Origin of the sequence: Arthrobacter oryzae (assembly GCF_037911235.1) — a bacterium.
Lineage (GTDB): Bacteria > Actinomycetota > Actinomycetes > Actinomycetales > Micrococcaceae > Arthrobacter > Arthrobacter oryzae_E.
Genome location: NZ_JBBLYW010000065.1, coordinates 24597 through 51222 on the forward strand (window position 1 = coordinate 24597; position 26626 = coordinate 51222).

The following is a 26626-nucleotide window of genomic DNA, read 5'->3' on the forward strand; positions in this document are numbered from 1 at the left end:
AGGTCCCATTATGAAGTCTGATATCCACCCGAAGTACGAAGCTGTTGTGTTCAACGACCTGGCTTCCGGCGTCAAGTTCCTGACCAAATCCACCGTGTCTTCCAAGAAGACCATCGAGTGGGAAGACGGAAACACCTACCCGGTCATCGACGTCGAAATCTCCTCCGAGTCCCACCCGTTCTACACGGGCAAGCAGCGCATCATGGACTCCGCAGGCCGCGTCGAGCGCTTCAACGCTCGCTTCAAGGGCTTCGGCGGCAAGAAGTAACAACTTCTCCCCAAGGTCAATTGGAAAAGCCCGCGCCCTCCGTTTCTTACGGAAAGGCGCGGGCTTTTCGCGTTCTTGGGGCAGGATGGGAATCATGACATTCCCTCCTTTTGTGACCGGTCCGGCGGACGGCACGCACGACGACGGCGGCCGCCGGCACGGTGAATATAAGGTCCCGGGCGGCAAGCTCGTTGTGGTGGATTTCGACGTCGTCGGCGGGCACTTCGCGCACGTTTCCGTCAGCGGCGACTTCTTCCTGGAACCGGATGAAGCCCTGCTGGACATCAACCGTGCGCTGACCGGACTCCCGGAAACAGCCGCCGCAGCAGATATTTCCGCGGCCGTGTCCGCCGGCTTACCCGAAGACGCCGCCCTGTTCGGGTTCTCCGCCGACGCCGTGTCCATCGCCGTCCGCAGGGCACTCGCGAAGGCCACCGGCTGGGCGGACCACCACTGGAACGTGATTGCCCCGACCGTGCTCCCGACGCACGTCAATGTCGCCCTCGACGAGGTGCTCACCGAGGAAGTCGGGGCCGGGCGCCGCAATCCCACACTCCGGTTCTGGGACTGGGAGGAACCGTCCGTGGTGATCGGCAGCTTCCAGTCGGTCCGCAACGAGGTCCATCCGGACGGCGTGGCCCGCCACGGCATCAGCGTGGTCCGCAGGATCAGCGGCGGGGGAGCGATGTTCATGGAAGCAGGCAACTGCATCACCTACTCGCTGTACCTCCCGCAAACCCTCGTGGACGGCATCAGCTTCGCCGACTCCTACGCGTTCCTCGACGCCTGGGTCATGGCTGCGCTGGAGAAACTGGGCATCAGCGCGTTCTACGTCCCGCTTAACGACATTGCCACGGAGCACGGCAAGATCGGCGGGGCTGCCCAGAAGCGCCTCGCAAACGGCGGCATGCTGCACCACGTCACCATGAGCTACGACATCGACGCCGACAAAATGGTCGAGGTCCTGCGGATCGGCAAGGAAAAGCTCTCGGACAAGGGCACCACCAGTGCCAAGAAGCGGGTGGATCCGCTGCGCCGCCAGACCGGCCTGGCCCGGGCGGACATCGTGGAGGCCATGATGGATGTCTTCAGCGGCCGCTACGGGGCCACGCCGTCGGTCCTGACGGACGCGGAACTTGCCGCCGCCCATGACCGCGTGGCAACCAAGTTCGGCACCGCGGAGTGGCTGCACCGGGTGCCTTAGAAGACATCCAGGGCCTGAGCGGTGAGGGACCGGTGCAGGTGGCTCCGTTGCTCTGTGATGATGCGGCGGAGCGCACGCGGGGCGTCCGGATGCCCGGCGAGCCAGCCGTCCGTCAGGACTATCACGGCATGGCGGTCCGGGCTGGTGCCGTCCAGGTCCTGTCCTGCCGGATAGAGCCCGCGGACAATCCTGCTGGCGATCTCGATGCTGCGCTCCGCCCACACGCTTTCCAGGCTGTCGAAGTACGGTTCCACGAACGGATCCAGCAGGCCGTCAGGTGCCGTGTTGAAACCGGCAATAGTGGCACTGAGCAGCTGGTTGGAGAGCGTGGTGCCCTTAACGGCGGCGTCCCAGGCGGCGGCTTTCACTCTTGCGTCGGGACGGGCTGCGAGTGCCGTGGCATGGCCGGCGCGGCCCGAAGCCGTGGTGTCGCGGGCAAGTTCTGCGTCGAGTTCGGCCTCCGTTGCCTGCCCGTTGGCCGCCAGGGCGTGCCACAGGCTCCAGCGGAGCTCCGGATCGACGGCCAGACCGGTGATGACGATGGTCCCGTCCAGGATTCCCCGCACCAGTTCCAGCCGGCCTGTTGCCCGCCGGCTGGTGATGGCCAGGGTCCTGGCCCAGGCAAGCTGGTGGTCCGAACCTGGCTCCGCGGCGCCAAGCTCCCGGGCAGCGGTGTCCAGGAAGCGGTCCCGCACCGCGTCACGTTCTGACGCCGGGACATACCGGTCAATGGCCGTTGAGGCATTGCCCAGAACATTCAGCAGGACGCCGATGCCCTTTTCGGCAGGGCCGAATTTTTCCACTGCCGCCACGTAGCGGGACGCCGGTGCCACGCCGTCGCGGGCCGCGTCCCAGAGTGCCGTCCAGCAGAGCGCCCGCGCCATCGGATCCTGCAGGGCACCCAGGGACGCGCGTGCGGTCGCTTCGGAGCGCGGATCAAGCCGGACCTTTGCGTAGCTGAGGTCGTCATCGTTGACGAGGAGGAGCGCCGGCACCGGCTTGCCCGCCAGCTCCGGGACCGCCGTGGTCCGGCCGCCAAGATCCGTCTCCACGGTGTCCACGCGGACCAGCGAGCCGTTCGTGTCGAAATCGTAGAGTCCGACCCGGAGGCGGTGCGGACGCAGTTCCTGCCGTCCGGTGGCAGGGTCCGCCGCTTCCTGGACGAGGACCACTTTGCCGAGCACGCCGTCGTGCTCTTCGATGTCGGCAGTGATGGTGGAAATACCTGAGGTCTGCAACCATTGGCGGGCCCACAGCGCCAGGTCACGGCCTGACGCCTCGCCCAAGGCGGCCAGCAGGTCCGCCAGCGTGGTGTTGCCGTACTCGTGGTCCTTGAAATAGCGTCGGGAGCCGGCAATGAAGGCCTCGAAACCGACGTAGGCCACCAGCTGCTTGAGGACGGATGCGCCTTTGGCGTACGTGATGCCGTCGAAGTTCTGCTTGGCCGCCTCGAGGTCGGGGATGTCTGCCACGATCGGGTGGGTGGTGGGAAGCTGGTCCTGGACATAGGCCCAGGCCTTGCGGTTGTTGGCGAAGTTCACCCAGGCCGTGTCCCAGTCCGTGGCGCGGTCAACGCCCAGCGTGCCCATGTAGTCGGCGAAGGACTCCTTGAGCCAGAGATCGTCCCACCACTGCATGGTCACGAGGTCGCCGAACCACATGTGCGCCATCTCGTGCATCAGGGTGTTCGCGCGTCCCTGGTACTGGGAATCGGCCGCCCGGGACGTAAACACGTAGCTTTCGGTGAAGGTGACCAGCCCCGGGTTCTCCATGGCGCCGAGGTTGTATTCGGGCACAAACGCCTGGTCGTACTTGCCCCAGGGGTACGGGTAGTCGAAGAGGTTGTTGAAGAAGCCGAGTCCCTGCTTGGTGAGCTGGAACAGGTGCGCGGTGTCAAAGGATGCGGCCATGGAGGCGCGGCAGTAGAGCGCCAGCGGAACGTCCAGCGCGGTGCCGTCCGCCAGGGTCCCGCTCCAGTGGTCCTCAGCCTTGAAGTACGGCCCTGCCAGCACCGTGGTGATGTAGGTGGACATCCGCCGCGTCGGCGCGAAGTCCCACCGGCTCGTTGCGGGGTCGCTGGTGAGCTGGGTGCGGCCTGCCTCGGCGCCGTTGGAAGCGACCTGCCAGTCGGACGGAGCCATGACGTGGAAGGTGAATTCCGCTTTGAGGTCCGGTTGTTCAAAGTTGGCGAACACCCGCCGGGCGTCTGCGGGTTCGTACTGGGTGTAGAGGTAGCACTGGCCGTCGGCGGGATCGAAGAAGCGGTGCATCCCTTCACCGGAGGTGCTGTAAAGCGCCGTCCCGGTGACGGTGACCTGGTTCTCGGCCTGCAGGTTGTCCAGCCGGATGCGGGATCCGTCCACGACGTCTGCGACGGGAAGCCCCTTGCCGTTCAGGAACACGCTGTGAACGTCGCTGCCGATGAAGTCCAGGAAAGTGGACCCGCCGGCTTCCCGGGCAGAAAAGTTGATGACGCTGCGGCTGGTATAGCCGGTGACCTCCGGATCCTGCGCCTGGCGGACGTCGAGGGACACGTCATAGCTGTGGGTGGTGATCAGGGCTGAGCGATTTGCCGCTTCTTCGCGTTGCAGGTTCTCATTCGACACCAAGCTATTGAATCATGGGCCCGGCCTGGTCACCGGCGGCTGAGATGGTCCGTGCGGGTGACAACAGCGGGTGGTCAGTGCGGCTGGATGATCAGGACGGCGGCGCCAAGTCCCAGCGCGGCGATCAGCAGCCAGGCCGCAAGGGCTGCCAGCAGTGCCCGGGCTCCGGTGTGGAGCAGGGTCTGCACCCGGACCGCCGAGCCCAGGCCGAAGAGCGCCGTGCCCAGCAGCAGGTCCTGCACGGCGGCCGCAGCCTCCAGCCAGCCGGGGGACAGCCATCCGGCGGACCGCACGCCCACCATTGCCACAAAGCCGATGACGAACAGCGGTACAACCGGCGGCAGGCGGAGCTCAGCGCCGTCGGCTTCGGCTGCCGGATCGGCCGGTGCCGGCCCCGGTTGTCCCGCCCTGTCCGGGCCGGTGCCGTTCCGCGCCCCGTTCCCAGTGCCGTTCCGGGCGCCGCTCCCGGTGCCGTTCCCGGTGCCGTTCCAGGCCGCGCGGCTCATGGCCGTCCTCTGGTGGACGCCGGCGGCGGCCACCATGGGGGCCAGGAGGATCACCCTCGTCAGCTTGACGACGACGGCGATCGCCAATGCGCCGGTCCCCGCGGTCTGCGCGGTGGCCACCACTTGGCCGACATCGTGCACAGATGCGCCGGTCCATGCCCCGAACACCTCAGGGGTGAGCTGCAACGGATGCAGGAGGAGCGGCAGGACGCCGATGGCCAACGTGCCGCACAGCGTGACCAGCGCTACCGGCAGGACGGTGTCGACATGCCGGATCCGGCGGACCGCCGCCATCGCTCCAATGGCCGAGGCGCCGCAGATGGAAAAGCCGGTGGCGATGAGCAACGACGCATCCCGGGTCAAACGGAACAGCCGGGATATTCCGTAGGTCCCGGCAAAGCTCGCCAGGACCACGCCCGTGATCAGCAGCAATGACTGCCAGCCGAGGCCCAGCACGTCCATGACGCTGACCTTCAGTCCCAGGAACACTATGCCGGCCCGCATCAGGTGTTTGCCCGCGAAGTCGAGGCCGGCGCGTGCCCGCCCGGCCGCCCAGCTTCCCGTGCCGGGAAGGTTCGCTGCGAGCAGGCCCAGGACGACGGCGACGGTCATGGCAGGCAGGACAGGCACCATTGCGTGTACGGTAAAGGCCACCCCGACGGCGAAAACGGCAGTGAGTAGTCCCGGCAGCAGGGGTGGGATCCGTGCGGAGATCCGTCCCATGCGGGCGGCGGGGAATCTGGGCAATGGCACTCACATACTTTGCCGGAACAGTGCGGAAAAACACGAACCGGAGGGGTTGGCGCCAACACGCCACAATGGGCATCAGTAATGAATTCGAAACAAAAAGGTGGTTGGCTAATGACCATGTCTGACCTATTCCAGGATTACTCCGAGGCCGCCGAACGCACCGGTGCCTACGACGAGATGTTTGCCCCCGGCCAAGAAGCCAGGAAGTCCTACGGGCAGGTCGCAGGGGCCCTCCGGGAACTTTCCCTTACCGATGTCACCGCCCGTGCCGATTCGATGGCCCGGACCTTCCTGGACCGAGGTGTCACGTTTGACTTCGCAGGCGAGGAACGGCCGTTCCCCCTCGACATCGTGCCCCGCGTGATTCCTGCGGATGAGTGGACGTTCCTGGAAAAGGGTGTCGCGCAGCGGGTCCGCGCGCTGGAGGCCTTCCTCAACGACGTCTACGACAAGATGACGGTGGTTGCCGACGGCGTCATCCCTCGGCAGCTTGTCACCACCAGCGCCCACTTCCACCGCCAGGTCCACGGCTTCGAGCCGGCTGGCGGCGTCCGCGTCCATATCTCAGGGATCGACGTCGTCCGTGACGCCGCGGGAACCTTCCGGGTGCTGGAGGACAACGTGCGCGTACCCTCCGGCGTGAGCTATGTCCTCGAGAACCGGCGTGCCATGGCCAAGGGCCTGCCGGAAGCATTCGGCCAGCAGCTGATCCGTCCGGTGGAGGAGTACCCGCGCCGGCTGCTGTCCGCGCTCCGCAAGACGGCACCGTCCGGCGTGGATGACCCCACGGTAGTTGTTTTGACCCCCGGCGTGTTCAACAGCGCGTACTTCGAGCACACCTTGCTTGCCGGCCTGATGGGCGTGGAGCTTGTGGAAGGCCGCGACCTGATCTGCCGCGGCAACAGGGTGTACATGCGGACAACCGCCGGCGAACAGCGCGTTGACGTCATCTACAAACGTATTGACGACGACTTCCTCGATCCGCTGCAGTTCCGTGCCGATTCCATGCTGGGCTGCCCCGGCCTGGTGAACGCCGCCCGCGCGGGCGGCGTGACCATTGCCAATGCCGTGGGCAACGGCGTCGCCGACGACAAGCTCGTCTACAGCTATGTGCCCGACCTCATCCGCTACTACCTCAACGAAGAGCCCGTCATCGCCAACGTGGACACGTTCCGGCTGGAGGAAAAGGAAGCGCGCGAGCACGTCCTGGACCGGCTGGACGAACTGGTGGTCAAACCGGTGGACGGCTCCGGCGGCAAGGGCCTGGTCATCGGGCCCGATGCCTCCAAGGACGAACTCGAGGCGCTGCGCAAGCGCGTCATCGCCGATCCCCGCGGCTGGATTGCCCAGCCGGTCCTGCAGCTGTCTACGGTTCCCACGCTCAGCGGTGATAAGTTTGGCCCTCGGCACGTGGACCTGCGGCCGTTTGCCGTCAACGACGGCGACGACGTCTGGGTGCTTCCCGGCGGACTGACCCGGGTGGCCCTCAAGGAGGGGTCGCTGATCGTCAACTCCAGCCAGGGCGGCGGGTCCAAGGACACCTGGGTGCTGTCTGACTCTCCGCAGGTTCCGGTGGAACTCCTGCCGAGGCCGTCCATCACCGTCCGCGAGCGGGTTTCGGTGTGGCCGGTCGAAAGCAACTGGCGCGACCGCCAGACGGAGCAGCAGCAATGAGCCGCCGCCCGCCGTCGCCGACCGCATTATTTTTGCCTTTGATGATCACGCAGATTTCGGACCCGCAGGAGGTAGCCGCGAATGCTTAGCCGTATTGCTGAGTCCCTATTTTGGATCGGCCGCTATGTGGAGCGTGCCGACGGCACCGCCCGCATCCTGGATGTGCACCTTGAGCGGCTCAACCATCTGCCCACGGAGGAGCGGGACAATGTTGCCCGGGAACTCCTGGCGGTCATGGGAGCCCGGCCCGAGGGCGACGAATTCGGTCTCGAGGAACTGCTGCACGCCCTCGCCTACGACAAACACAGCGCCACATCGATCGCCGGATCACTGGGTGCCGCCCGCGAAAATGCCCGGCGTGCCCGCGAAACAGTTTCCTCCGGCCTCTGGGAGAGCCTGAACACCACGTATTACGGGCTGAACCAGCACCGCAAGGACGTGGTGGGCACCTACCGGTTCTGCCACTGGGTGCTGGAACGTACGGCCATGGTGAGCGGGCTGGCAGACACTACCGTCAGCCACGATGACAGCTGGCTGTTCCTGGCACTGGGACGCTCCCTGGAGCGTGCCGACATGACGGCCCGCATGCTCTCAACCCGCGATGTGCTCTCCGCCGGCATGTCATGGGTCAACATGCTCCGGTGCGCCGGAGCCTATGAGTCCTTCCTTCGGACGCGGCGGGCTGCCTTCGGGGACCAGCATGCTGCCGAGTTCCTGCTGCTGGACAGGCTGTTCCCCCGCTCCATCGTCTACGCGCTGCGGGACGCGGACGACTGCCTGGCGAAGCTGGACCCCTCCGCGCAGCGCGTTGGCTTCATCAACGACGCACGCCGGATCGTGGGCCAGGCCCGCACATTCCTGGAGTTCCACCGCACGGACGACCTCATGTCCGAACTGCCGGAGCACATGGAGCGCGTCCAGAAAGCTGTGTCGCAGGCTTCAGACGCCATTTCCCGTAAGTACTTCAATCAGGCGGACGAACTGGCCTGGGTGGGAGAAGTTTCATGACCCGGCTGAGTATCATCCACAAGACCGGCTACAAGTACAACAAGCGCGTCACGCTCTCCTACAACGAAGCCCGCATGACGCCGCTGACGGATCCGCAGCAGGTAGTGCTGGAATCGTCCATGAAGGTTGCGCCGTCGCAGGCCGCCATCAGCAGCTACCGCGACTACTGGGGCACGCGGGTCACTGCCTTCGACATGCAGATGCCCCACGAGTACCTGGAAGTGGTCTCCACCACCACGGTCGAGGTCCACCGTGCGGAGCGTGTCCCGGCGGAGGGCGACATCGTCGCCTGGGACGTGCTGCAGGCGCCTGAGACGCTCAACCAGTTCAGCGACTGGATCCCGCAGTCCCGCCTGAGTGGTCCCGGAGACGAAGTCCTCGGCATCATCCCGGGGATCGTCGAAGGCCGGGACCCCCACGGGGCCGCCATGGCCATCTTCGAGTGGATGCGCGGCGAGATGACCTACATGAAGGGCTCCACCGGAGTCACTACCAACGCCGCTCAAGCCTGGGGCCAGCGCCAGGGCGTCTGCCAGGACCTGGCGCACCTTGCTATCGGCGCGCTGCGCAGCTGCGGGATACCGGCGCGGTATGTCTCCGGTTACCTTCACCCGCGTTCGACGGCGGACATCGGTGAGACGGTGGCAGGCCAGTCCCACGCATGGCTGGAGTGGTGGGACGGTGATTGGCACAGCTGGGACCCGACCAACCACAAGCCGGCCGGCGACTTCCATGTCACCGTGGCACGTGGCCGCGACTACCGGGATGTGCCGCCGCTGAAGGGCATCCTGTCAGGAGGCGGCGGTTCCGCGTTGAATGTCAGCGTGGAAATCACGCGTCTGGCGTAGGCAGGCGCCACCGGTTTCTGGCTGCTACCCGTTACTCATACCCGGACCGGGTGGCGTCGTCCAGCGGCGTCCACCAGGTCAACGGGGGAGTGACCTTGAAACGCCGGCCCGTGACTGTGTCCGGGGTGATCCGGACGAAGTGCTCTTTCTTCCCGGCCTGCCAGGGGAAGAGCAGCAGTCCTACCGTGTCCAGGACCTCCTGGGGGTTCTTGACCGGAGCGGCCTGCCCCTTGATCACGACGCTCCAGGCGATGCCGGTGTCCGCATCCACGCCGTCCGCTTCCACGGCCACGGGTGTATCGCCGGTGGCTGCCTGCAGCTTCGTGCCGTCGGCCGTGCGGAAGACCAGCGTTCCGTGGTCCACCTTGTAGTTGATGGGGAAGATGTCCGGGTGGTCCTCGACCCATACGGCCAGCCGGCCCACCGAGACGCTCCGCAGCAGGCGCCAGCATTCGTGGTTGTCAAGGTTTTCGACTTCGTGTGGATGGTCAGCGCCCGGTTTCCGATCAGTGCTCATGACGCCGAGCCTAAACGAGGGAACCTCCGGAAAGCTAGGGCCCAAGGACCCCTGCCGCCTCAATGGCGGGTTTCGGCCCCGCGATGAATACCTTAACGGTATTCTGGCCTCACGACGCCGGAGCGGACGGACGCGGGCAGGAGTGGGTTGTGGATATGTATGCCGGTGGCGACGGTCCCGAACGATACACGGCAGCAAGCGGTACGAGGATCGAAGACCTGCTCAAGGACTTCGTTGCCCGGGCCGGCGAACTCCTCCAGTTCCAGGAGCGCATGGGCGGTCTGCTCGAAGCGGTTGTGGCCGTTGCAGAGGATTTAAGCCTTGATGCCGTCCTGGAGCGAGTCGTCCAGTCAGCCTGCCAATTGCTGCGCGCCCGCTACGGGGCATTGGGTGTCATCGGCGATGATCGGGCCCTCAGCCACTTCATCACTGTCGGAATCGACGGCGAACTCGCCAAGAAGATCGGGCCCCTCCCCACCGGTCATGGCGTCCTGGGCTTATTGATCTCGGATCCGCGGCCACTTCGGCTTCACGACCTGCGGAGCCATCCCGAGGCATACGGTTTTCCCAAGCACCACCCGCCCATGCAGTCATTCCTTGGCGTTCCTGTCCGGGTGCGCGACGTTGTCTTCGGAAACCTGTATCTGACGGAGAAGGAGGGCGGCGGCGATTTTACCGTGGAAGATGAGGAGCTGGCTGTTGCCCTCGCAGCCGCTGCCGGCGTCGCCATTGAGAATGCGCGGCTCTACGACGACGCCCGGCGGCGTGCGCAATGGCTTGAAGCCTGCATGGATGTCTCGGGGCTGATGCTGGGCACCGACCCCACGTCGTCGGCGGGGCTCGATCCCATTGCCGGACGGGCGCTGCGGGAATCCGGTTCCCGACTTGCCCTGATTGTGAAGCCCGCACCCGAAGGCGCAGGCTACGTCGTGGCCGGGGCGAACGGTGAGGATGCGGAACTCTTTTCCGGGTTGCCCCTGTCCATGGATGCGGAGGCACTCCAAGGTGTGCTCGAAGGAGGCGACCCTCTGCTCGTGGACAACGCCGCCGACGTTCTGGGGGTGCTGGAGGGTACTGTTGCCGGTCCGCTGCTTGCCGTGGCGCTCAGCACCCAAGGTGCGCATCACGGCCTGCTCCTCCTCGTCCGGGAAGCAGGAGCCGGCCCTTACGGACGAACCGACGTGGAGATGGGTGCTGTTTTCGGGTCCCATGTCGCGTTGGCGCTTGAACTCGCCCGGGTCCACCGGCTGCGCGAAGAGCTTCTGGTTTTTACCGATCGCGACCGTATCGCCCGCGATCTTCATGACCTCGTGATCCAGCGGCTGTTCGCCGCGGGCCTCAGCGTCCAAAGCCTGAACCGCTTCACGAAGGAAGATCATGCCTTGGAGCGCATCCGCGCCATCACCGGGGAACTGGACGAAGCCATCCGCAGCCTCCGGGACACCATCTACTCGCTCAGAACCGGCAATAGCGACACTGAACTGCTCAGCGGGCGGCTCCGGCGCGTCACGCGAAGTGCTGCCAAGTCAATGCCATTTGCACCCGGCCTTAACCTGGAAGGCCCGGTGGATTCGGTCCTCCCCGACAAGGCCGAGCATGTGGTGGCCGTTGTGACCGAAGGGCTCAGCAACGCCATGCGCCATTCGGGGGCAGACTCGATTGAGGTGTCCGTCTCCGCCCTGAACGGCAGGATGACGGTCCTTGTCACGGACAATGGCAACGGATTCAACGGTTCAGCAAAGCGCAACGGATTAAGCAACATGGAGGAGCGGGCCAGAATGCTGGATGGCACGTGTACCATCACCGGCGCGCCGAACGCAGGAACCAGTCTGGAGTGGTCAATCCCGCTCTAGCGCCGGTGTCCGTCCGAATCGTTGCCGGCGGCGTGGGCCGAAGCCGAATGGGTGGCGCCGGAGTGCCCCGGGGCTGACGGGGCAGGCATGGAGTTGTTGGCAATGTACACAGCCGCCTGTGTCCGCCGTTCAAAGCCCAGTTTTGCCAGGAGCGAGGACACGTAATTCTTCACGGTCTTCTCCGCAAGGAACATTTCCGCCGCGATCTGCCGGTTGGTGAGGCCGCCGCCCACGAGTTCCAGTACGCGCCGTTCCTGGGGCGTGAGCCCGGCAATCCTCGGATCCACCTGCTGAGGTGCTACGAGGCTTTCGACGATGCTCGCCGCCACGCCGTCGTCGAATAGTGACTCGCCGGAAGCAGCACGGCGTAGTGCCCCTATCAGGTCAGTGCCGCCGATCTCCTTGAGGACGTATCCGCGGGCACCGGCGAGTACCGCACCGCGCAGTGCCTGCTCATCGTCGAAGCTCGTGAGGATGAGGCAGTTCAGGTTCGGGTCGACGGAACGCACGTCGCGGCAGACTTCAATTCCCGTTCCATCCGGAAGGCGGGCATCAAGCACGCTCACATCCGGATGCAGGGCCGGGATGCGCCGCGTAGCCTCGACGGCCGAACCTGAGCTGCCCACAACCTGGAAACCCTCGCCTTCAAGGAGCTCCTGGAGCCCCCGCCTGACAAGTTCGTGGTCATCAAGGATGAACACGCGGATCAGGTCAGTGTGCATGTCCTGAGCGGAGTGACCTTGGTCTGCCCGAGGAATCATGGTCCTCCTGTCCGGCGGCCGGAGCTGCCATAATGGGTCCGCAACCAGCTTGCCGGTGCGGTGCAGATCCCATTATCTCTGTCTGGACCCGGTTTCCCTCATCCGGCTCTGCAATTCTCGTTGACGGCACTAACCGCTACAAGGGTCCTTGGACCCACCGGGGCATGACTTTAGGCCCTAGCGAGGGCTCCGCCCTACCCACATCCTTGAAGGACACCTGCCGGCGTGCCCGTCGGGTTCTGCCGCGACAGCCGCCTCGAGAGGGGAAGACATGAGTGAGCCCAGGGACGCCCGTACGATCGTAGTGGGAGTCGATGGTTCGGACGCGTCCGTGGAAGCCCTGAAGCAGGCCCACGGCCTCGCAGGTCAGCTCGGAGCACAGGTTGTCGCGATGGGGTGCTGGGATTACCCGCCCGTGTACGACGGCTACGTGGCCATGGGGATCGACGACTTCGATGAGCGTGCGGGGGAGATCCTCCAGGAAGCCGTGGAGAAGGCCTTCGGTCCGGAAACGCCGCAGGACGTCGAGATCCGCCTCGTGCAGGGACGCCCGAGGCATACGCTAATCGAGGCCAGCCGGACGGCTGACATGCTGGTTGTGGGACGACGCGGCCACGGCGGTTTCGGAGGCCTGCTGCTGGGCTCGGTGAGTTCTGCCTGCGTCGCCCACGCCCATTGCCCGGTGCTGGTCGTGCACACCCCCGAGAAGCGCTGAAGGCCCCGAGAGAAGCGCGTTCTACTCGAAGCGAGAAGCGCGTTCTACTCGAAAGCGGCGCGCCGGGGATCGGACAGCCGGGTGTTCCACAGGTCAGGCTTCTTGACCTTGAACCGCCGGCCGGTCAGTGCCTTGGGCGCGAGCCGTACGTAGTAGTCCTTGTCGCCGGGCTGCCATGGCTCCAGGAACAGGGAATCTACTTCGTCCTTTTCGTCCTGGGTTTCGATCAGTTCGGACTCGCCGCGGGCAACCACGCTCCACGCCATCTCTTCGTGGGCGTCATAGCCGTCGATTTCGAAAGCAACGGGCTTGGCCGTCATGGCTGCCCAGAGTTTGGTCCCGCCCGCTGTCCGGAACACAATGCTGCGGCGCTGGAGCACGAAGTTGACCGGGAAGATCTCCGGATGTCCATCGACAATCAGGGCGATCCTCCCCACTGTCTCGGTGTCGAGCATAACCCAGCACTGGTCAATGGACAGCTGGCCTTCAGGCGGTGTCATCGTGTTCATGTACACCCACGTTACGGTCCCTCCGGCACGCCCATTAGGGCCATTAGGCCCCTAGCGGCACCCCCGCGGGCCCTGCTAGTGAAGAAGTGCCTACCAGGGGCTCGGCTTGTAGTCCTTAAGGAAGACGCCGTACTGGTCCTCCCCGTTTTCGCCCATGACAATCGGATCGTAGACCCTGGCTGCACCGTCCACGAGGTCCAGCGGCGCGTGGAAGCCTTCCTCCATGAGCCTGACCTTGGTGAAATGGGGCCGCTCGTCCGTGATCCACCCCGTGTCCACCGCGCTCATCAGGATGCCGTCTGAATCCAGCATTTCCTGCGCGCTGGTGCGTGTCATCATGTTCAGCGCCGCTTTGGCCATGTTCGTGTGCGGGTGTCCCGGGCCCTTGTACGCGCGGGAGAACTGTCCCTCCATGGCGGAGACGTTCACGATGTACTTCCGGTGCGCGGTGGATCGCTTCATTGCGGCACGCAGCCGGCTCACCAGCAGGAAGGGCGCAGTCACGTTGCAGAGTTGCACCTCCAGCATTTCCAGTGGATCCACTTCGTCCACCACCTGGGTCCAGCTGTTGATCGTGGCCAGGTCCGGAACCAGCCCGCCGGCGTCAATGGCCGTGCCGGAAGCAATCCGTTCCAGTGACGCGGACCCTGTCGAGAGGGCCAGCGAGGTGATGGCGTCCCCGGCCAGGACAGGGTGTTCCATGACGCTGCTGGCCAGGGCCAGGGGGTGCTTGTCATGGGCGTGGCCGAAGGTCACCAGTTCCGGGCCGCCGTTGGCTGCTTCGAGGGCTGCCGGCAGGGGTTCGTCCTCGGCATCGACCAGCGGCTTGTAGGCGTTGCCGGACCGGCGGACAGTCTGGGCTGCGTTGTTGATGATGATATCCAGCGGCCCGGCAGCGTCCAGTGAGTCAGTCAGGGCCATCACCTGGGAGGGATCACGGAGGTCGATGCCCACAATCCGGAGCCGGTGGAGCCAGTCCCCGCTGTCCTCCATCGCTGCGAAGCGACGCGCAGCATCCCTCGGGAACCGTGTGGTGATGGTGGTGTGCGCTCCGTCGCGGAGCAGCCGCAGGGCGATGTACATGCCGATTTTTGCGCGTCCGCCCGTAAGCAGCGCACGGCGGCCCGTGAGGTCCGTGCGCGCATCACGCTTGCTGTGGCTGAATGCGGCACACTCAGGGCACAGCTGATGGTAAAAAGCGTCAACCTGGGTGTAGTGGTTCTTGCAGATGTAGCAGGGGCGGGACCTGATGAGGTGCCCGGCCACTTTGCCCGTCGCAGAGGGTTCCAGCTTGTTCCCGCGCGTTTCGTCATCGATGCGGTCGGGAGCTGCCGTAGCCGTCTGGGCGATCACGGCGCGGTCGGATTCCGCGATCAGGTCCCGCTTGGTGACCCGGCGGTGGCGCTTGACAGCCTTGAACATCTTGCCGGTGGCGCGGCGTACCGAGACGTAGTCAGGGTGTTCCTCGTCGTAGGCGTGGATGGTGTTGAGAACCTTGAGGCAGGCCTGGATGTCCTCAGGCGTCAAATCGGGGGTGTTCATTGGTCCAATTTTACAGCCTGGGAATCCTTCGGTTTGCCGTCAGGGTTCAGCGGTGAGGGTTTGCCCCTTAGTCGGTGACAGTCACGCCCAAGGCCGCGGCGTGGGCTTCTCCCACCTTGGCCACCGAGTCGCGTGCGGACGGGTAGTTTTCGGTTGCCGCCTTCACCGCATTGGGGACCAAGTGAAGGTTGGCGGCCGACAGTGCGCGTTCAGCGTCATCCGGTTCCGGGACTTGCTGACCCTTCGACAGCACGGTGATGCCCGAGTCCGTGACCTTGAATCCGCGGGCGCGGTCGCGTTCGGGATCCAGGCCGATGGCTGCGCCGGCGGGCACCTTGACGTTCTTGTCGATGATGGCACGGTGAACCACGGCACCCTCGCCGATCTGGACCTTGTCCATGAGGACCGAATCCACCACACGGCTCGAGGTGCCCACGTAGACGTCGTTGGACAAGACCGAACCCTCCACAATGCCGCCGGAGATCACTACGCCGCTGGCCACGATCGAGTCGAGGGCCGTGCCTACTGTGTTTCCCAAGCCGCGAACGAACTTTGCCGGCGGGGAAATGCTCTGGCGGGTGTAAATGGGCCAATCCGAGTTGTACAGGTTGAAAACCGGCATCGGCGAAATGAGGTCCATGTGGGCCTCGTAGAAGGAGTCGATGGTGCCGACATCGCGCCAATACGTGCGGTCCCGTTCGGTCGAGCCCGGAATGTCGTTCAGCGTGAAGTCATATACCCCTGCTTCGCCCTTGTTGACGAAGTACGGGATGATGTCACCGCCCATATCGTGCTTGGTGTCGAGGCGCTCGGCATCCACGTGGAGGGCGTCCACCAGGGCATCGGCATCGAAAACATAATTTCCCATGGAAGCCAGGAACTGCGTCGGATCGGCGGCAAGGCCGGGGGTCGAGGAAGGCTTCTCGACGAAGGCGGCGATCTTCTGGGGATCGTTCTGGTCCACCTCGATGACGCCGAACTGGTCTGCCATGTTCAGCGGCTGGCGGACCGCAGCTACGGTGGCCTTAGCGCCGCTGGCAACATGCTGTTCCACCATCTGGGCGAAGTCCATGCGATAGACGTGGTCCGCGCCAACCACAACCACAATGTCAGGGTTGGCGTCATGGATCAGGTTCAGGGACTGGTAAATGGCATTGGCGCTGCCAAGGAACCAGCTCTTACCGACACGCTGCTGCGCAGGGACGGATGCAATGTAGTTTCCCAACTGGGTGGACATTCGCCACGTTTCGGAAATGTGGCGGTCAAGGCTGTGGGATTTGTATTGCGTAAGCACCACAATCTGCAAATACCGGGAATTCACCAGGTTGGACAGCGCAAAGTCGATCAGCCGGTAGCTTCCGGCAAAAGGCACGCCGGGTTTGGCCCTGTCCGCCGTCAATGGCATCAGACGGTTGCCCTCGCCGCCCGCGAGGACAATAGCCAGGACTTTCTTATTCAACGGCATGGTGGTCGCTCCTGTACGCCTTCGTAACTTCCCCAAAAAGTCCGGCACGCCCGGACCCCTTCACACTAGAACAGATACGCCGTAAGGACTACCTTGGGTATCGTGCGAATAGACATTGTGACTAAAGAGTTCCCGCCCGAGATTTACGGCGGCGCCGGGGTCCATGTGGCTGAATTGAGCCGCGTGTTGGCCAAGCATGTGGATTTGCAGGTGCGGGCCTTCGGGGCGCCCCGGGATCCCCACTATCACGGGGCGAAGGTGACGTCCTACTCCGTTCCGGAGGATCTGGGTGCAGCCAACGCCGCCGTCCAGACGCTCGGAGTGGATCTGCGGATCGTGCCGGACATCGCGGGGGCGAACCTTGTACATTCGCACACGTGGTACGCCAACATGGCGGGCCACCTGGCGTCTCTGCTGCACGGCATCCCGCATGTGTTGAGTGCCCACAGCCTGGAGCCGCTGCGGCCGTGGAAGGCCGAGCAGCTCGGCGGCGGCTACGCCCTGTCGTCGTGGGTGGAAAAGACCGCCTATGAGGCCGCGGCAGCCATCATCGCCGTATCCGAGGGGATGCGCCAGGACATTCTGCGCAGCTACCCCGATGTCGATCCGGCCAAGGTCCGTGTGGTGCACAACGGCATTGACGTTGAACTCTGGACCCGTGATGAAGGCGATGACGCCATCCGCGCCCTGGGAATCGATCCGGAACTGCCCAGCGTGGTGTTCGTGGGCCGCAATACGCGCCAGAAGGGTGTCCCTTACCTGCTCCGCGCCGCGGCCAAACTGCCGGCCAACGTCCAGCTTGTCCTGTGCCTCGGCGCGGCGGACACTCCGGAACTCGCCGCGGAAACTGCCCGCCTCATCGAGGAACTGCAAAGCCAGCGGACCGGCGTCGTCCTGGTTGAACGGATGCTGCCGCGCAATGAACTGATCCAGGTGCTCAGTCACGCAACCGCGTTCGCCTGTCCTTCCATCTACGAACCCCTGGGCATCGTCAACCTTGAAGCCATGGCCTGCGGCGCGGCCGTCGTGGCAAGCGCCACCGGCGGCATCCCCGAGGTTGTCCAGCACGGCGAAACCGGCCTGCTGGTGGAGCTTGAGCAGGTCACCGACGGCACCGGAACGCCGCTGGATCCGGAGAAGTTCGTCAACGAGTTCGCGGCCGCCCTCACCGAAGTGGTGTCCGATCCCGAGCGGGCGCGCGCCATGGGCCAGGCGGGCCGGCGCCGCGCGGAGGAGCACTTCTCGTGGGAGTCCATTACGGAAACCACTCTCGAGGTGTACCGCTCGGTCCTTGCCTGATGTCCTTGCCTGATTCTGACTAAAAACAACAACGACGGCGCCGCTCCCGCGTAACGGGGGCGGCGCCGTCGTGCTGTCTGCCGTAAATTCCTAGGGGAATCGGCGAAGACCTCGGAACCTAGCGGCGCGGAGCCCTGGCATCACGTGCCTGCCGGGCCACGAGGACCTTTTCGTCAACCGGGGCCTTGCCGTCGGCGCGCTGCGTCCGGAAATACGCACGTGCCTCATCCTGCCGGGTCTGTTCGGCGCCGGTCGCAATGGCCGCACGCAGATGCTCCGGCCCGTACCCGAAGGCATCCACCAAGTCCAGGGCGTGGGGGCGGATCTTCACCAGGAGGCGGTTGATGTACTCGCCCACGGTGCGGGCACGCTGCATCGACAGCCGCCCGTTCATCAGGTACCAGGACAGGTTCTTCTCAATGAGCGAGAGTCCGAACAGGTCCCGGAGCCATGTCAGCACCCGCTTCGTGCCCGGATCCTTCACGTCGGCCAGGGCTTCCGTGAAAGCTTCCCACTGCAGCAGCTCCGCGTGCGCCTGCGCCGCTTCAATCAGCTCATGCTGATGCTGGTTGAAGGCCGCGGCGGCCTTCTGCTGCGGCAGCCTGTTGGTGCCCTTCAGTGCAGTTCCGGCCTCGGCAACCATCGTCTGGACGCGGTCGGTCAGCAGCAGCCGCTGGGTATCTTCGTCCCGGAGCGCAATGGCCGCCCTCTGCACGGAGCCCGTATCGGCGACGAACTGGGCAACCTGGCGAAGACCTGTCCGGTGCACCGCGGCGCCGGCTGCCTGGCTCACCACATAGCGTGCCAGCACCCCAACGTCGACATTGCGGAATTCCTTCGCGTAATCCGCGAGGAGCCGCTTGGCCACCAACTGGAGCAGCACAGTGTTGTCACCTTCGAACGTGACATAGACGTCCAGGTCCGCGCGGAGGGACGCGAAGCGGTTCTCAATCAGGAAGCCTGCGCCGCCGCATGCTTCGCGGCATTCCTGCAAGGTGTCCAGGGCGTGCCACGTGCTGAGCGGTTTGAGGGCGGCGGCCAGTGTCTCCAGGTCCTGGCGGTCCTCGTCCGTGTCATGTGCACCGGAGAAGACGTCGTCGAATTTCTGCAGCAACTGCTCATGGGCGAAGCCTGCAGCGTAGGTTGTGGCCAGCCGGGTGAACAGCCGCCGCTGATGGCGCTGGTAGTCCAGCAGCACTTCCTCGTCAGTGTGGGATGAGGCGTTGAACTGGCGGCGTTCGGTGGCGTACTGGATGGCTGTCTTGAGGGCGAGCTTGCTGGCAGCCACCGCGGCCCCGTCCAAGGAGACACGGCCCTGGACCAGGGTTCCCAGCATGGTGAAGAAGCGGCGGCCCGGGCTGGTGATGGGGGAGGTGTAGGTGCCGTCGGCGTCTACGTTGCCGTAGCGGTTGAGCAGGTTGGTCCGGGGGATGCGGACGTTGCTGAAATGCAGCCGGCCGTTGTCGATGCCGTTCAGCCCGCCCTTGACGCCGTCGTCCTCGCCGCCAACGCCCGGAAGGAATTCCTTGGTATCCGGATCCCGCAGGTCCACGTAGAAGGCGTGCACACCATGGTTCACACCGTTCGTGACGAGCTGGGCGAACACCACGGCGCCCAGTCCGTCTATTGCGGCGTTGCCGATGTAGTCCTTCCACGCGGCCCGGAAGGGAGTGTTGACAATGAATTCCTGGGCATCAGGGTCGAAGGTTGCCGTGGTGGCAATGCTGGCAACATCGGAGCCGTGGCCTGTTTCCGTCATCGCGAAGCAGCCGGGGATGTCCAGGTTCATGATGCCGGGCAGCCACCTGGCGTGGTGCTCCTCGGTGCCAAGATGCATCACGGCTGAGCCGAACAGCCCCCACTGGACGCCTGCCTTGATCTGGAGGGAAGGATCGGCAGTGACCAGTTCCTCAAACCCGGCGATGTTGCCGCCGTGGTCGTCGGAGCCGCCCAGCGACGCGGGGAAGGCGCGGTGAACAGCCCCGTTATCCACCAGATACTTGAGCTGACCGAAGGTGCGCTTGCGGTGCTCGGTGTGGGTGAGGCCCTCGGTCTTGTGCAGTTCCGGCCTGCCCGACAGTTCGCGCGAGTGCCGGCGGATGTGCGCCCATTTGCCCAGGAGCTGCTCGCCCAGGGCGGCGACGTCGACGGCGGGCGCCTCGGCGGCAAGATGGTGTGTGCGGCCCGCGGGGCGGCGGCCTGCCTGGCTGGCGGCGCGGTCAACTACGTCAGTCATGTCGATTCCTTCTTTGGTTCTGACAATTCACTCAGGGTTTTGGATTGTGTGGGTCCAGGGTTTTCAGTTCCGGGGCAATTCCGACGCACAGCCAGGCGGTGATCTGGCGGGCCATGGTTTCCTGGTCCGGTTTGCCGGCCGACTCCGGAGTGCCGAGCCACTGCTCGCCGGCGTTCCGGACCAGCCCGATTGCAGCGGTGGGCCAATAGCCGATCACGGCTTCCTTGCCCGCGCCCAAGTGGGCGCGCATGGGGCGCTCGATCATGTCGCGGACTTCTTCGAAGAAGTGGCCGAGGGCTCCCGCAGCCGCGATGCCCCCGGTGGCCGTCCCCGACTCGCCGGCAGCGTAGGTGGTGACGAAGGTATAGACATTGGGACTGGTCTCCGCCATCTGGAGGTAGGCGGACACCATGGCCAGAAGCCCCTCCCGCGGCGTTTGTGCCCCTTGGGCGGCCTCCTGGATGCGGCGCTGCATCTGGCTGATGACCACTTCGCCTACAGCCTGCTGCAGCCCCGCCTTGTCGCCGAAATAGCGGTAGAAAACGGACTTGGATGTTCCGGCTGCGGCGGCGATGTCCTCCATGGAAGCGTCACTGCCCAGCGTATGGACGGCTTTCCGCGCCGACTTGATGAGCTCGCGCCGGCGTTCCTCCCGGTGGGACTGCCAGCGGGCCGCGCGCCCATCGACCGTGCTGCCGCTTGGGGAGTTGACGGCCGCGGCGATGCCGCCCGTGGGTGCGGCGGGATCAGCGGGAAGGATGTTCACGATACTCAGCGTATCAGGTACGCTGGGTATCGGTAATCAGCGTTGAGCAAAAGGAGACAGCACATGTCCTTTAACGGACAGTCCGCCACCGGACCAGAAGAATCATCCAACGCCCCTGCGGCCCCTCGCGGAGGAGCTTCCGTGCGGAAGGCTGTGGTGGTTGGTGGCAACCGAATTCCGTTTGCCCGAACCGGCGGGGCGTACACCAAATCCTCGAACCAGGACATGCTGACTGCAGCCCTGGATGGCCTGATTGCCCGCTTCGGCCTTCAGGACGAACGGATCGGTGAGGTTGCCGCCGGCGCCGTGCTCAAACACTCCCGCGATTTCAACCTCACCCGGGAAGCGGTGCTCGGCTCGGCACTCTCCGCGGAAACCCCCGCCTATGACCTCCAGCAGGCGTGTGCCACGGGACTGGAAACCGTCCTGGGCCTTGCCAACAAGATCAAGCTTGGACAAATCGACTCGGCCATCGCCGGCGGCGTCGATTCCGCCTCCGATGCACCGATCGCCGTCAGCGAAGGCCTGCGGGAGGTGCTGCTGGACCTCAACCGGGCCAAGTCCCTGCCCCAGCGGCTCCAGGTCCTGAGCCGGCTCCGTCCCAAGGACCTGGCTCCCGACGCGCCAAACACCGGTGAGCCCCGGACGGGGCTTTCCATGGGTGAGCACCAGGCCCTCACCACGGCACAGTGGAAGATCTCGCGCGAAGCCCAGGACGAGCTGGCGTACAACAGCCACCGCAACCTGGCTGCTGCCTACGACGCCGGGTTCTTCGATGATCTGCTCACGCCGTACCGCGGGCTGACCCGGGACTCGAACCTCCGCGCCGACACGACCCTCGAAAAACTGGCAACGCTCAAGCCTGTCTTCGGCAAGAACCTTGGCGCCGAGGCAACCATGACAGCCGGCAACTCCACACCGCTCACGGATGGCGCGTCCACCGTGCTGCTTGCTTCGGAGGAATGGGCGGACGCGCATGAACTTCCCAAGCTCGCAACGGTTGTCGACGGCGAGGCGGCGGCCGTTGACTTCGTCCACGGCAAGGACGGCCTCCTCATGGCGCCGGCATTCGCAGTGCCGCGCCTGCTGGCACGTAACGGCCTGACGCTTGGCGACATCGACTTCTTTGAGATTCACGAAGCATTCGCCGGTACCGTGCTCAGCACCCTCGCCGCCTGGGAGGACGAGGAATTCGGGCGCACCCGCCTTGGACTGGACGGAGCGCTGGGCAGTGTGGACCGGTCGAAGCTGAACATAAACGGCTCATCGTTGGCAGCCGGGCACCCCTTTGCCGCCACCGGCGGGCGGATCGTGGCCTCCCTGGCCAAGATGCTCCACGAAAAGGGCCAGGTGGACGGGAGGCCGGCCCGCGGGCTGATTTCCATTTGCGCGGCCGGCGGCCAGGGCGTCGTCGCCATTCTTGAAGCACACTAGGGAGGCCGGCGTGACGGACAAGTACACACAATTTGTAAGCCGTGGAATAGGCAAGGATGCTGCCAGGAAACTCGGCCTGCCACAGCCGGTGGTGCTCAGGCGCTACCAGCCGGGACAGCCGCTGGTTCAAGGACCGATCCTCGTCCAGGGCTCCAGCGGCGGCGCTGACGAACTGGCTGCCGCCCTTCTGTCCTGGGACCTCGATGTCCGCCGGCATGCGGTGCCCCGGGAGAAGCTTGGCGCCATCATCCTGGTGCTGGACAACCTGGAGCGCCCGGAGGATCTGGAAAGGCCGGTCCTCTCGGCGGGAGCTTCCGTCCGGGACCTGGCACCCAACGCACGCGTGGTGACGGTCTCCCGGACACCTGCGAGCGCTCCGGGCCCGGCGTCTGCGGCAGCGCGCCAGGGAGTCGACGGCCTGCTGCGTTCCCTCGCCAAGGAGCTCCGCGCCGGGGCCACGGCAAACGGCATCATGCTTGCAGACGGGGTAACCGCCACCGGTCCCAGCGCGCTCGGGGCCCTGCGCTTCTTCCTGTCCGGCCGGTCGGCTTTTGTCGACGGCCAGTTCCTCACCGTATCAAGCCGGGAGGGAGAGCTCCCTGCGGATCCGGAAAAGCCCCTTGCAGGCAAAGTCGCCGTGGTAACGGGCGCTGCCCGGGGCATCGGCGCCGCGATTGCCCGGACGCTCCGCCGGGACGGTGCCACCGTGGTCGTGGTCGACATTCCCGCAGCCGGAGACCATCTGGCGGCTGTGGCAAACGAGGTCCACGGGACGGCACTGCAGCTGGACATCAGCCGGGAGGACGCCGGTCAGCGGATCATCGACCACGCGGTGGGCAGGCACGGACGCCTGGACATCGTGATCCACAACGCGGGAATCACGCGGGACAAGCTGCTGGCCAACATGGACCAGGGCCGCTGGAATTCCGTCATTGCCGTGAACATCGCCGCCCAGCTTCGCATCAACGAGGCGCTCCTGGCATCCGAACAGTTCCGCAATTCGCCGCGGATTGTCTCGGTCGCGTCCACCAGCGGTATCGCGGGCAACCGCGGGCAGACGAACTACGCGGCGTCCAAGGGCGGCGTGATGGGCATGGTGCGCGCCACGGCACCCCTGATGGCGGAGCACCACGGAACCATTAACGCTGTGGCACCTGGCTTCATCGAGACCGAAATGACTGCCCGGATCCCGTTTGCGACCCGTGAAATTGCCCGTCGCCTGAACTCCCTGCAGCAGGGGGGCCAGCCCGGCGATGTAGCAGAAGCCATCGCATTCCTCGCCAGCGACGCCGCAGGCGGCATCACGGGCGAGGTGCTGCGGGTATGCGGACAGAACCTGGTGGGCGCATGACCGGTGCCCAGCCCGTGATCCTCGGGGACATGCCGTCGTTGTCCAAGCTCTACGTGAATGCCGCCGCCACGGCGGCTCGTCGGCGCGTGCTCGGTACCGACGCGGGAACCTCGCTTCCGCCCTGCGGACATGAGGTCAGGGGAGTGCTGGCCCAGGTGGGCAACCTCACGGCTTACCAACACCTGGTAGGTGAGACCGCAAGCGACGTCCTTCCTGCCGGATTCATCCACACCCTCGCCTTCCCCGTGTCAATGAGCGTGATGAACCGCGATGACTTCCCGTTGCCGCTGCTGGGCATGGTGCATCTGGCCAACACGGTGGAGCAGCACGGGCCCGTCCTGTTCACTGAGGCCCTGGACATCACGTCATGGGCCGAGAACCTCCGGGGGCACCGCGCCGGCACGCAGGTCGACGTCGTCGCGGAGGTCCGCCGCACGGAGGGATCCGGGGTCGTGTGGAAGGGAACCTCCACCTATCTGGCCAAGGGTGTGTTCCTTCCCGGGATCGACAAACCTTCCGCCACCCCTGCACCCACAACGTTCGCGGCTCCCGACCCCACGGCACAATGGCAGTTGGGTGTTGACACCGGCAGGGCATATGCGGCTGTGTCCGGCGACTTCAACCCCATTCACCTGAGTGTGCTCTCCGCCAAGGCGTTGGGCATGCGGCGCTCCATAGCGCACGGCATGTACCTCGCCTCCCGGGCACTGGCCGACGTGGGTGCCGTCAAGGGCGATTCGTTCCGCTGGGATGTTGCCTTTGAGGCACCGGTGTTCCTGCCGGCGCGCGTCGCGCTGGACATCAGGTCGGTCCATTCGACAGCCGGCGTCTGGCAGCATTCCGACTACGTCGCGTGGAACCCGCGGTCCGGCCGGCGGCATTTCAGCGGCAGCGTAACGGCGCTTTAGCGCTGGCACGCCACAGGAGGAAATTACGACGCCGGAGCTCACCGTCCAGGGGAGCTCCGGCGTCGTTGTTTGTTCTGACGGCGGCGCCGCTCAGGACTGTCCGGCCCTGACCGCCCTGAGGATGCGGTGCAGGTTCAGGACAATTGATTCGGCGGCGCTGGGGGCGTCCGGGTTGACGTCATCGGAGGCCATTCGCTCGGCCAGGGCGTCCACGGACGCGGTGGCCGCAGCAATCAGCTCGTCTTGCCGTTCCGGATGCTCCTCTTCCATGGACCGGAGGACCTCGCTGACCGCGGCGAGTGCATCGGCAAGGGGTTCGCTGTAGGGAAGCGGGATGACAAAGGGCACGTCCTTGTCCCAAATGACATCTGCCAGCACTTCGGTCATGTCCTGGATGTGGAAGGTGACGCGCTCAAGGCCCCTGACGTTCTTATAGTCGCGGTCCAAGTCGTGCGGGTGGAGCTTGCGCCGCGGGTTGGCCTGCCTGCTGGCATCAGCCTTTTGCACGGCAGCCCTGACGGCCCGGGCCGATTGGGCGAGCTCCTCCGAACGCGCTGCCCAGTCCTCGTGCTCGGGCGGCCACTTTTCCCTCAGCGCTTCACCCATGTCCGAGAGCTGCTTGGCGAGGGCCCAGCGGAGTTCGGCCAGGCTGAGGGCTGCGGCCTTGAAGTGGAGGGGCGGGAACACCAGCATGTTGACGGTGATTCCCACGACGACTCCCACCCCCATCTGCAGGAGGTAGCCGAACGAGAAGTCGTCCGGATCGTGTCCGCCGACCAGGAGGACCAGGAGCGCCGCGGTCGGAATCCAGTCACGGCCGGCGCCAAGCCGCGGCAACCCCGCCAGCAGGACCCCCAAGGCCATGACGATGGCCACCGTCACCGGCGAGGGGTCGGTGAAGCTGACCAGCAGGAACGCCAGGCCGATGCCCATCCCGAGCCCCACGAGGGTCTGCACACCCTGTTTCATGGAACCCGACACGTTCTCGTACATGGCCACCAGGGCGCCGAGAGGGGCATAGTACGGATATTGGGCCGCGGCACCGGGCATCATGGGTGCAATGAGGAAAGCCAGTCCCGCGGCCAGTCCCGCCTTGGACGCCAGCTGCAGCCGGGGGCCGGACAGTGCCACTGCGATGCTGTCCGTCACGGACTGCCGTATCTTGCCTGCCCGTGACGGGGCGGCCTCATCCTGCTGTTTTGAAATTACCATTTGGCCCCAACCATAAAGGTGCATGGAAGATGCTACAAATGGACAAACCTACTCACGGGTAAGCGCAGGCCGGCATTGCCGCGCGCTGGAGGCCGCAGCCTGCCGCGCCGCCTGCGCCAGCCGGTGCGCGCGGCCTGGTGTCCTGCCTTCCTCCTGCGTCCCCGGAATGTAGCCGAATGCGAGATCGTAGGCGGGGTCCGCGAAGCCCAGCGCGGCGCTGGCACCCTCGTGGCCGAACGCCCGGTGGCTGCCGAAGTTGCGGCTGGGGTGCGGCTTCATGAAGACCACCGCGAAGGCATTATCCACTCCCGAGGTGCGGTCCAGCCCCCACACCTGTTCCTCGGACATGATCCTGGCAGTCTCCGGCGCCAGGAAGGCGGGGCCCCCGTCAACGCCGGTTGTGGCGGCAGCATAAACCCGGGCCAGGCCTTCGGCTGATCCCACGCCTCCGGCGCTGCTCATGCCGAGTTCGCGGATGATCCTGTGATTGGGGAGCTCCATCACTGTGCTGACTGCGGCGTTGCCGTTGAGTCCCTCAAGGCCACGGGGATCCAGCCACGGCTGGCCGGGCTCGACGGCGTACAGCACGTCCCGGTAGCGGGACTCCTGGTCCCCGGGCAGCCCCAGGAAGAAGTCGACGCCGAACGGCACCCGGATACGGGAATCGTACAGCTCCTGCAGGGGCGTGCCGGAGACGCGGCGGCAGAGCTCCTCCATGATGATGCCGATGGTGAGGGCGTGGTACCCGAACGTGGCACCGGGCCGCCACAGCGGTGGCGTAGCGGCAAGCTTCCGTGCTGCGTCCGCCGTCGTGAATTCACTGAGGGCCAGGCCGCCTTCCACCCCAAGCAGACCGGCGCGGTGGGACAGCGCCTGGCGGACGGTGATCTCCTCTTTTCCGTGGGCAGCGAACTCCGGCCAGTAGTGAGCCACGGTACGGTCAAGGTCCAGCAATCCGTCCTGGACCAGGAGGGCGATGACGAAGGCTGCCACGCCTTTGGAACAGGAGTAGGCGCCTGTGATCGACCCCTTCGCCAGGCGGGGCCCGCCGCTAAGGTCCACCACCTTCGTGCCCGAACAGTAGACAGCAACCTGGGCGCTGTACTGCGGGTCATCCTCAAGGAACGATTCAAACAGGACCCGGACCGCTTGGTATTCGGGCGTGGCAAAGCCTGACGATAGTGGCATGGGACA

At 65.3% G+C, this 26626-nt stretch carries 22 protein-coding genes; 11 read left to right on the top strand and 11 right to left on the bottom strand.

Annotated elements, in window-relative coordinates; translation table 11 throughout:
• The first annotated feature begins 10 nt into the window (after nt 1-10).
• Both WMN78_RS17055 and WMN78_RS17060 read left to right on the top strand, forming a co-directional pair.
• A complete protein-coding gene (locus WMN78_RS17055; protein ID WP_028267311.1) occupies nt 11-268 on the top strand; it encodes a type B 50S ribosomal protein L31 in 258 nt (85 codons plus the stop codon).
• Between the two features lie 94 nt (nt 269-362).
• Nucleotides 363-1472 carry a biotin/lipoate A/B protein ligase family protein gene (locus tag WMN78_RS17060; protein WP_340534920.1) on the top strand — a complete coding sequence of 370 codons (1110 nt, stop codon included), beginning with the start codon at nt 363-365 and terminating at the stop codon, nt 1470-1472.
• Here the strand turns inward: WMN78_RS17060 and pepN are convergent.
• Nucleotides 1469-4078: an aminopeptidase N gene (gene pepN, locus WMN78_RS17065; protein WP_340534921.1), complete on the bottom strand. Its 2610-nt coding sequence runs from the start codon at nt 4076-4078 to the stop codon at nt 1469-1471. The two genes, WMN78_RS17060 and pepN, sit on opposite strands and share 4 nt — an antisense overlap.
• A gap of 74 nt (nt 4079-4152) precedes the next feature.
• Complete coding sequence (locus WMN78_RS17070) at nt 4153-5307, bottom strand: YeiH family protein (protein ID WP_340535294.1); 1155 nt, start codon at nt 5305-5307, stop codon at nt 4153-4155.
• 144 nt (nt 5308-5451) lie between these two features.
• Here WMN78_RS17070 and WMN78_RS17075 point away from each other — a divergent pair, with 144 nt between their 5' ends.
• The 3 genes from WMN78_RS17075 to WMN78_RS17085 all read left to right on the top strand — a co-directional run bounded on the left by WMN78_RS17075 (nt 5452) and on the right by WMN78_RS17085 (nt 8864).
• Entirely contained in the window at nt 5452-7008 is a 1557-nt protein-coding gene (locus WMN78_RS17075) for a circularly permuted type 2 ATP-grasp protein (protein WP_340535295.1), read from the top strand.
• An 81-nt stretch (nt 7009-7089) separates the two neighbouring features.
• Nucleotides 7090-8016 (top strand): alpha-E domain-containing protein, encoded by a 927-nt coding sequence (locus WMN78_RS17080; protein ID WP_340534922.1) that lies wholly within the window; start codon nt 7090-7092, stop codon nt 8014-8016.
• Nucleotides 8013-8864: a transglutaminase family protein gene (locus WMN78_RS17085; protein ID WP_340534923.1), complete on the top strand. Its 852-nt coding sequence runs from the start codon at nt 8013-8015 to the stop codon at nt 8862-8864. Before WMN78_RS17080 ends, WMN78_RS17085 begins: the two co-directional genes overlap by 4 nt.
• Nucleotides 8865-8895: 31 nt before the next feature.
• On the opposite strand, the gene WMN78_RS17090 is transcribed toward WMN78_RS17085, so the two are convergent.
• Nucleotides 8896-9381, bottom strand: a complete 486-nt coding sequence (locus WMN78_RS17090) for a pyridoxamine 5'-phosphate oxidase family protein (RefSeq protein ID WP_305941039.1) — start codon at nt 9379-9381, stop codon at nt 8896-8898.
• Between the two features lie 155 nt (nt 9382-9536).
• Between WMN78_RS17090 and WMN78_RS17095 the strand changes: the two genes are divergently transcribed.
• Nucleotides 9537-11234 (top strand): GAF domain-containing sensor histidine kinase, encoded by a 1698-nt coding sequence (locus WMN78_RS17095; protein WP_340535296.1) that lies wholly within the window; start codon nt 9537-9539, stop codon nt 11232-11234.
• On the opposite strand, the gene WMN78_RS17100 is transcribed toward WMN78_RS17095, so the two are convergent.
• Nucleotides 11231-11995: a response regulator gene (locus tag WMN78_RS17100; protein ID WP_425341168.1), complete on the bottom strand. Its 765-nt coding sequence runs from the start codon at nt 11993-11995 to the stop codon at nt 11231-11233. The genes WMN78_RS17095 and WMN78_RS17100 overlap by 4 nt on opposite strands.
• Before the next feature lie 271 nt (nt 11996-12266).
• Here WMN78_RS17100 and WMN78_RS17105 point away from each other — a divergent pair, with 271 nt between their 5' ends.
• Complete coding sequence (locus WMN78_RS17105) at nt 12267-12710, top strand: universal stress protein (RefSeq protein ID WP_340534926.1); 444 nt, start codon at nt 12267-12269, stop codon at nt 12708-12710.
• Between the two features lie 44 nt (nt 12711-12754).
• On the opposite strand, the gene WMN78_RS17110 is transcribed toward WMN78_RS17105, so the two are convergent.
• The 3 genes from WMN78_RS17110 to glgC form a co-directional block, all read right to left on the bottom strand.
• Nucleotides 12755-13219 (bottom strand): pyridoxamine 5'-phosphate oxidase family protein, encoded by a 465-nt coding sequence (locus WMN78_RS17110; RefSeq protein ID WP_340534927.1) that lies wholly within the window; start codon nt 13217-13219, stop codon nt 12755-12757.
• A 90-nt stretch (nt 13220-13309) separates the two neighbouring features.
• Nucleotides 13310-14761, bottom strand: coding sequence for an SDR family NAD(P)-dependent oxidoreductase (locus WMN78_RS17115; protein WP_340534928.1), 1452 nt, complete (start codon nt 14759-14761; stop codon nt 13310-13312).
• 67 nt (nt 14762-14828) lie between these two features.
• Nucleotides 14829-16226 carry a glucose-1-phosphate adenylyltransferase gene (gene glgC, locus WMN78_RS17120; RefSeq protein WP_340534930.1) on the bottom strand — a complete coding sequence of 466 codons (1398 nt, stop codon included), beginning with the start codon at nt 16224-16226 and terminating at the stop codon, nt 14829-14831.
• Nucleotides 16227-16328: 102 nt separating this feature from the next.
• Between glgC and glgA the strand changes: the two genes are divergently transcribed.
• Nucleotides 16329-17525 (top strand): glycogen synthase, encoded by a 1197-nt coding sequence (glgA, locus tag WMN78_RS17125; RefSeq protein WP_340534932.1) that lies wholly within the window; start codon nt 16329-16331, stop codon nt 17523-17525.
• 118 nt (nt 17526-17643) lie between these two features.
• Here glgA and WMN78_RS17130 read toward each other — a convergent pair whose 3' ends face one another.
• Nucleotides 17644-19761 carry an acyl-CoA dehydrogenase gene (locus WMN78_RS17130; protein ID WP_340534933.1) on the bottom strand — a complete coding sequence of 706 codons (2118 nt, stop codon included), beginning with the start codon at nt 19759-19761 and terminating at the stop codon, nt 17644-17646.
• A gap of 31 nt (nt 19762-19792) precedes the next feature.
• Nucleotides 19793-20485 (bottom strand): TetR/AcrR family transcriptional regulator, encoded by a 693-nt coding sequence (locus WMN78_RS17135; protein WP_425341174.1) that lies wholly within the window; start codon nt 20483-20485, stop codon nt 19793-19795.
• Between the two features lie 105 nt (nt 20486-20590).
• Here WMN78_RS17135 and WMN78_RS17140 point away from each other — a divergent pair, with 105 nt between their 5' ends.
• From WMN78_RS17140 to WMN78_RS17150, 3 genes are read left to right on the top strand one after another with little or no spacing between them, the layout of a single operon-like run.
• On the top strand, nt 20591-21961 hold the full coding sequence (locus WMN78_RS17140) for an acetyl-CoA C-acetyltransferase (RefSeq protein ID WP_340534935.1): 1371 nt from the start codon (nt 20591-20593) through the stop codon (nt 21959-21961).
• 10 nt (nt 21962-21971) lie between these two features.
• Nucleotides 21972-23312 (top strand): 3-oxoacyl-ACP reductase, encoded by a 1341-nt coding sequence (locus WMN78_RS17145; RefSeq protein ID WP_340534937.1) that lies wholly within the window; start codon nt 21972-21974, stop codon nt 23310-23312.
• Nucleotides 23309-24220: a MaoC family dehydratase gene (locus WMN78_RS17150; protein ID WP_340534939.1), complete on the top strand. Its 912-nt coding sequence runs from the start codon at nt 23309-23311 to the stop codon at nt 24218-24220. The genes WMN78_RS17145 and WMN78_RS17150 overlap by 4 nt, the downstream gene beginning before the upstream one ends.
• A 90-nt stretch (nt 24221-24310) precedes the next feature.
• Here WMN78_RS17150 and WMN78_RS17155 read toward each other — a convergent pair whose 3' ends face one another.
• Nucleotides 24311-25432, bottom strand: coding sequence for an FUSC family protein (locus tag WMN78_RS17155; protein WP_340534940.1), 1122 nt, complete (start codon nt 25430-25432; stop codon nt 24311-24313).
• Between the two features lie 48 nt (nt 25433-25480).
• Complete coding sequence (locus tag WMN78_RS17160; RefSeq protein ID WP_340534941.1) at nt 25481-26620, bottom strand: serine hydrolase domain-containing protein; 1140 nt, start codon at nt 26618-26620, stop codon at nt 25481-25483.
• Nucleotides 26621-26626: the final 6 nt, after the last annotated feature.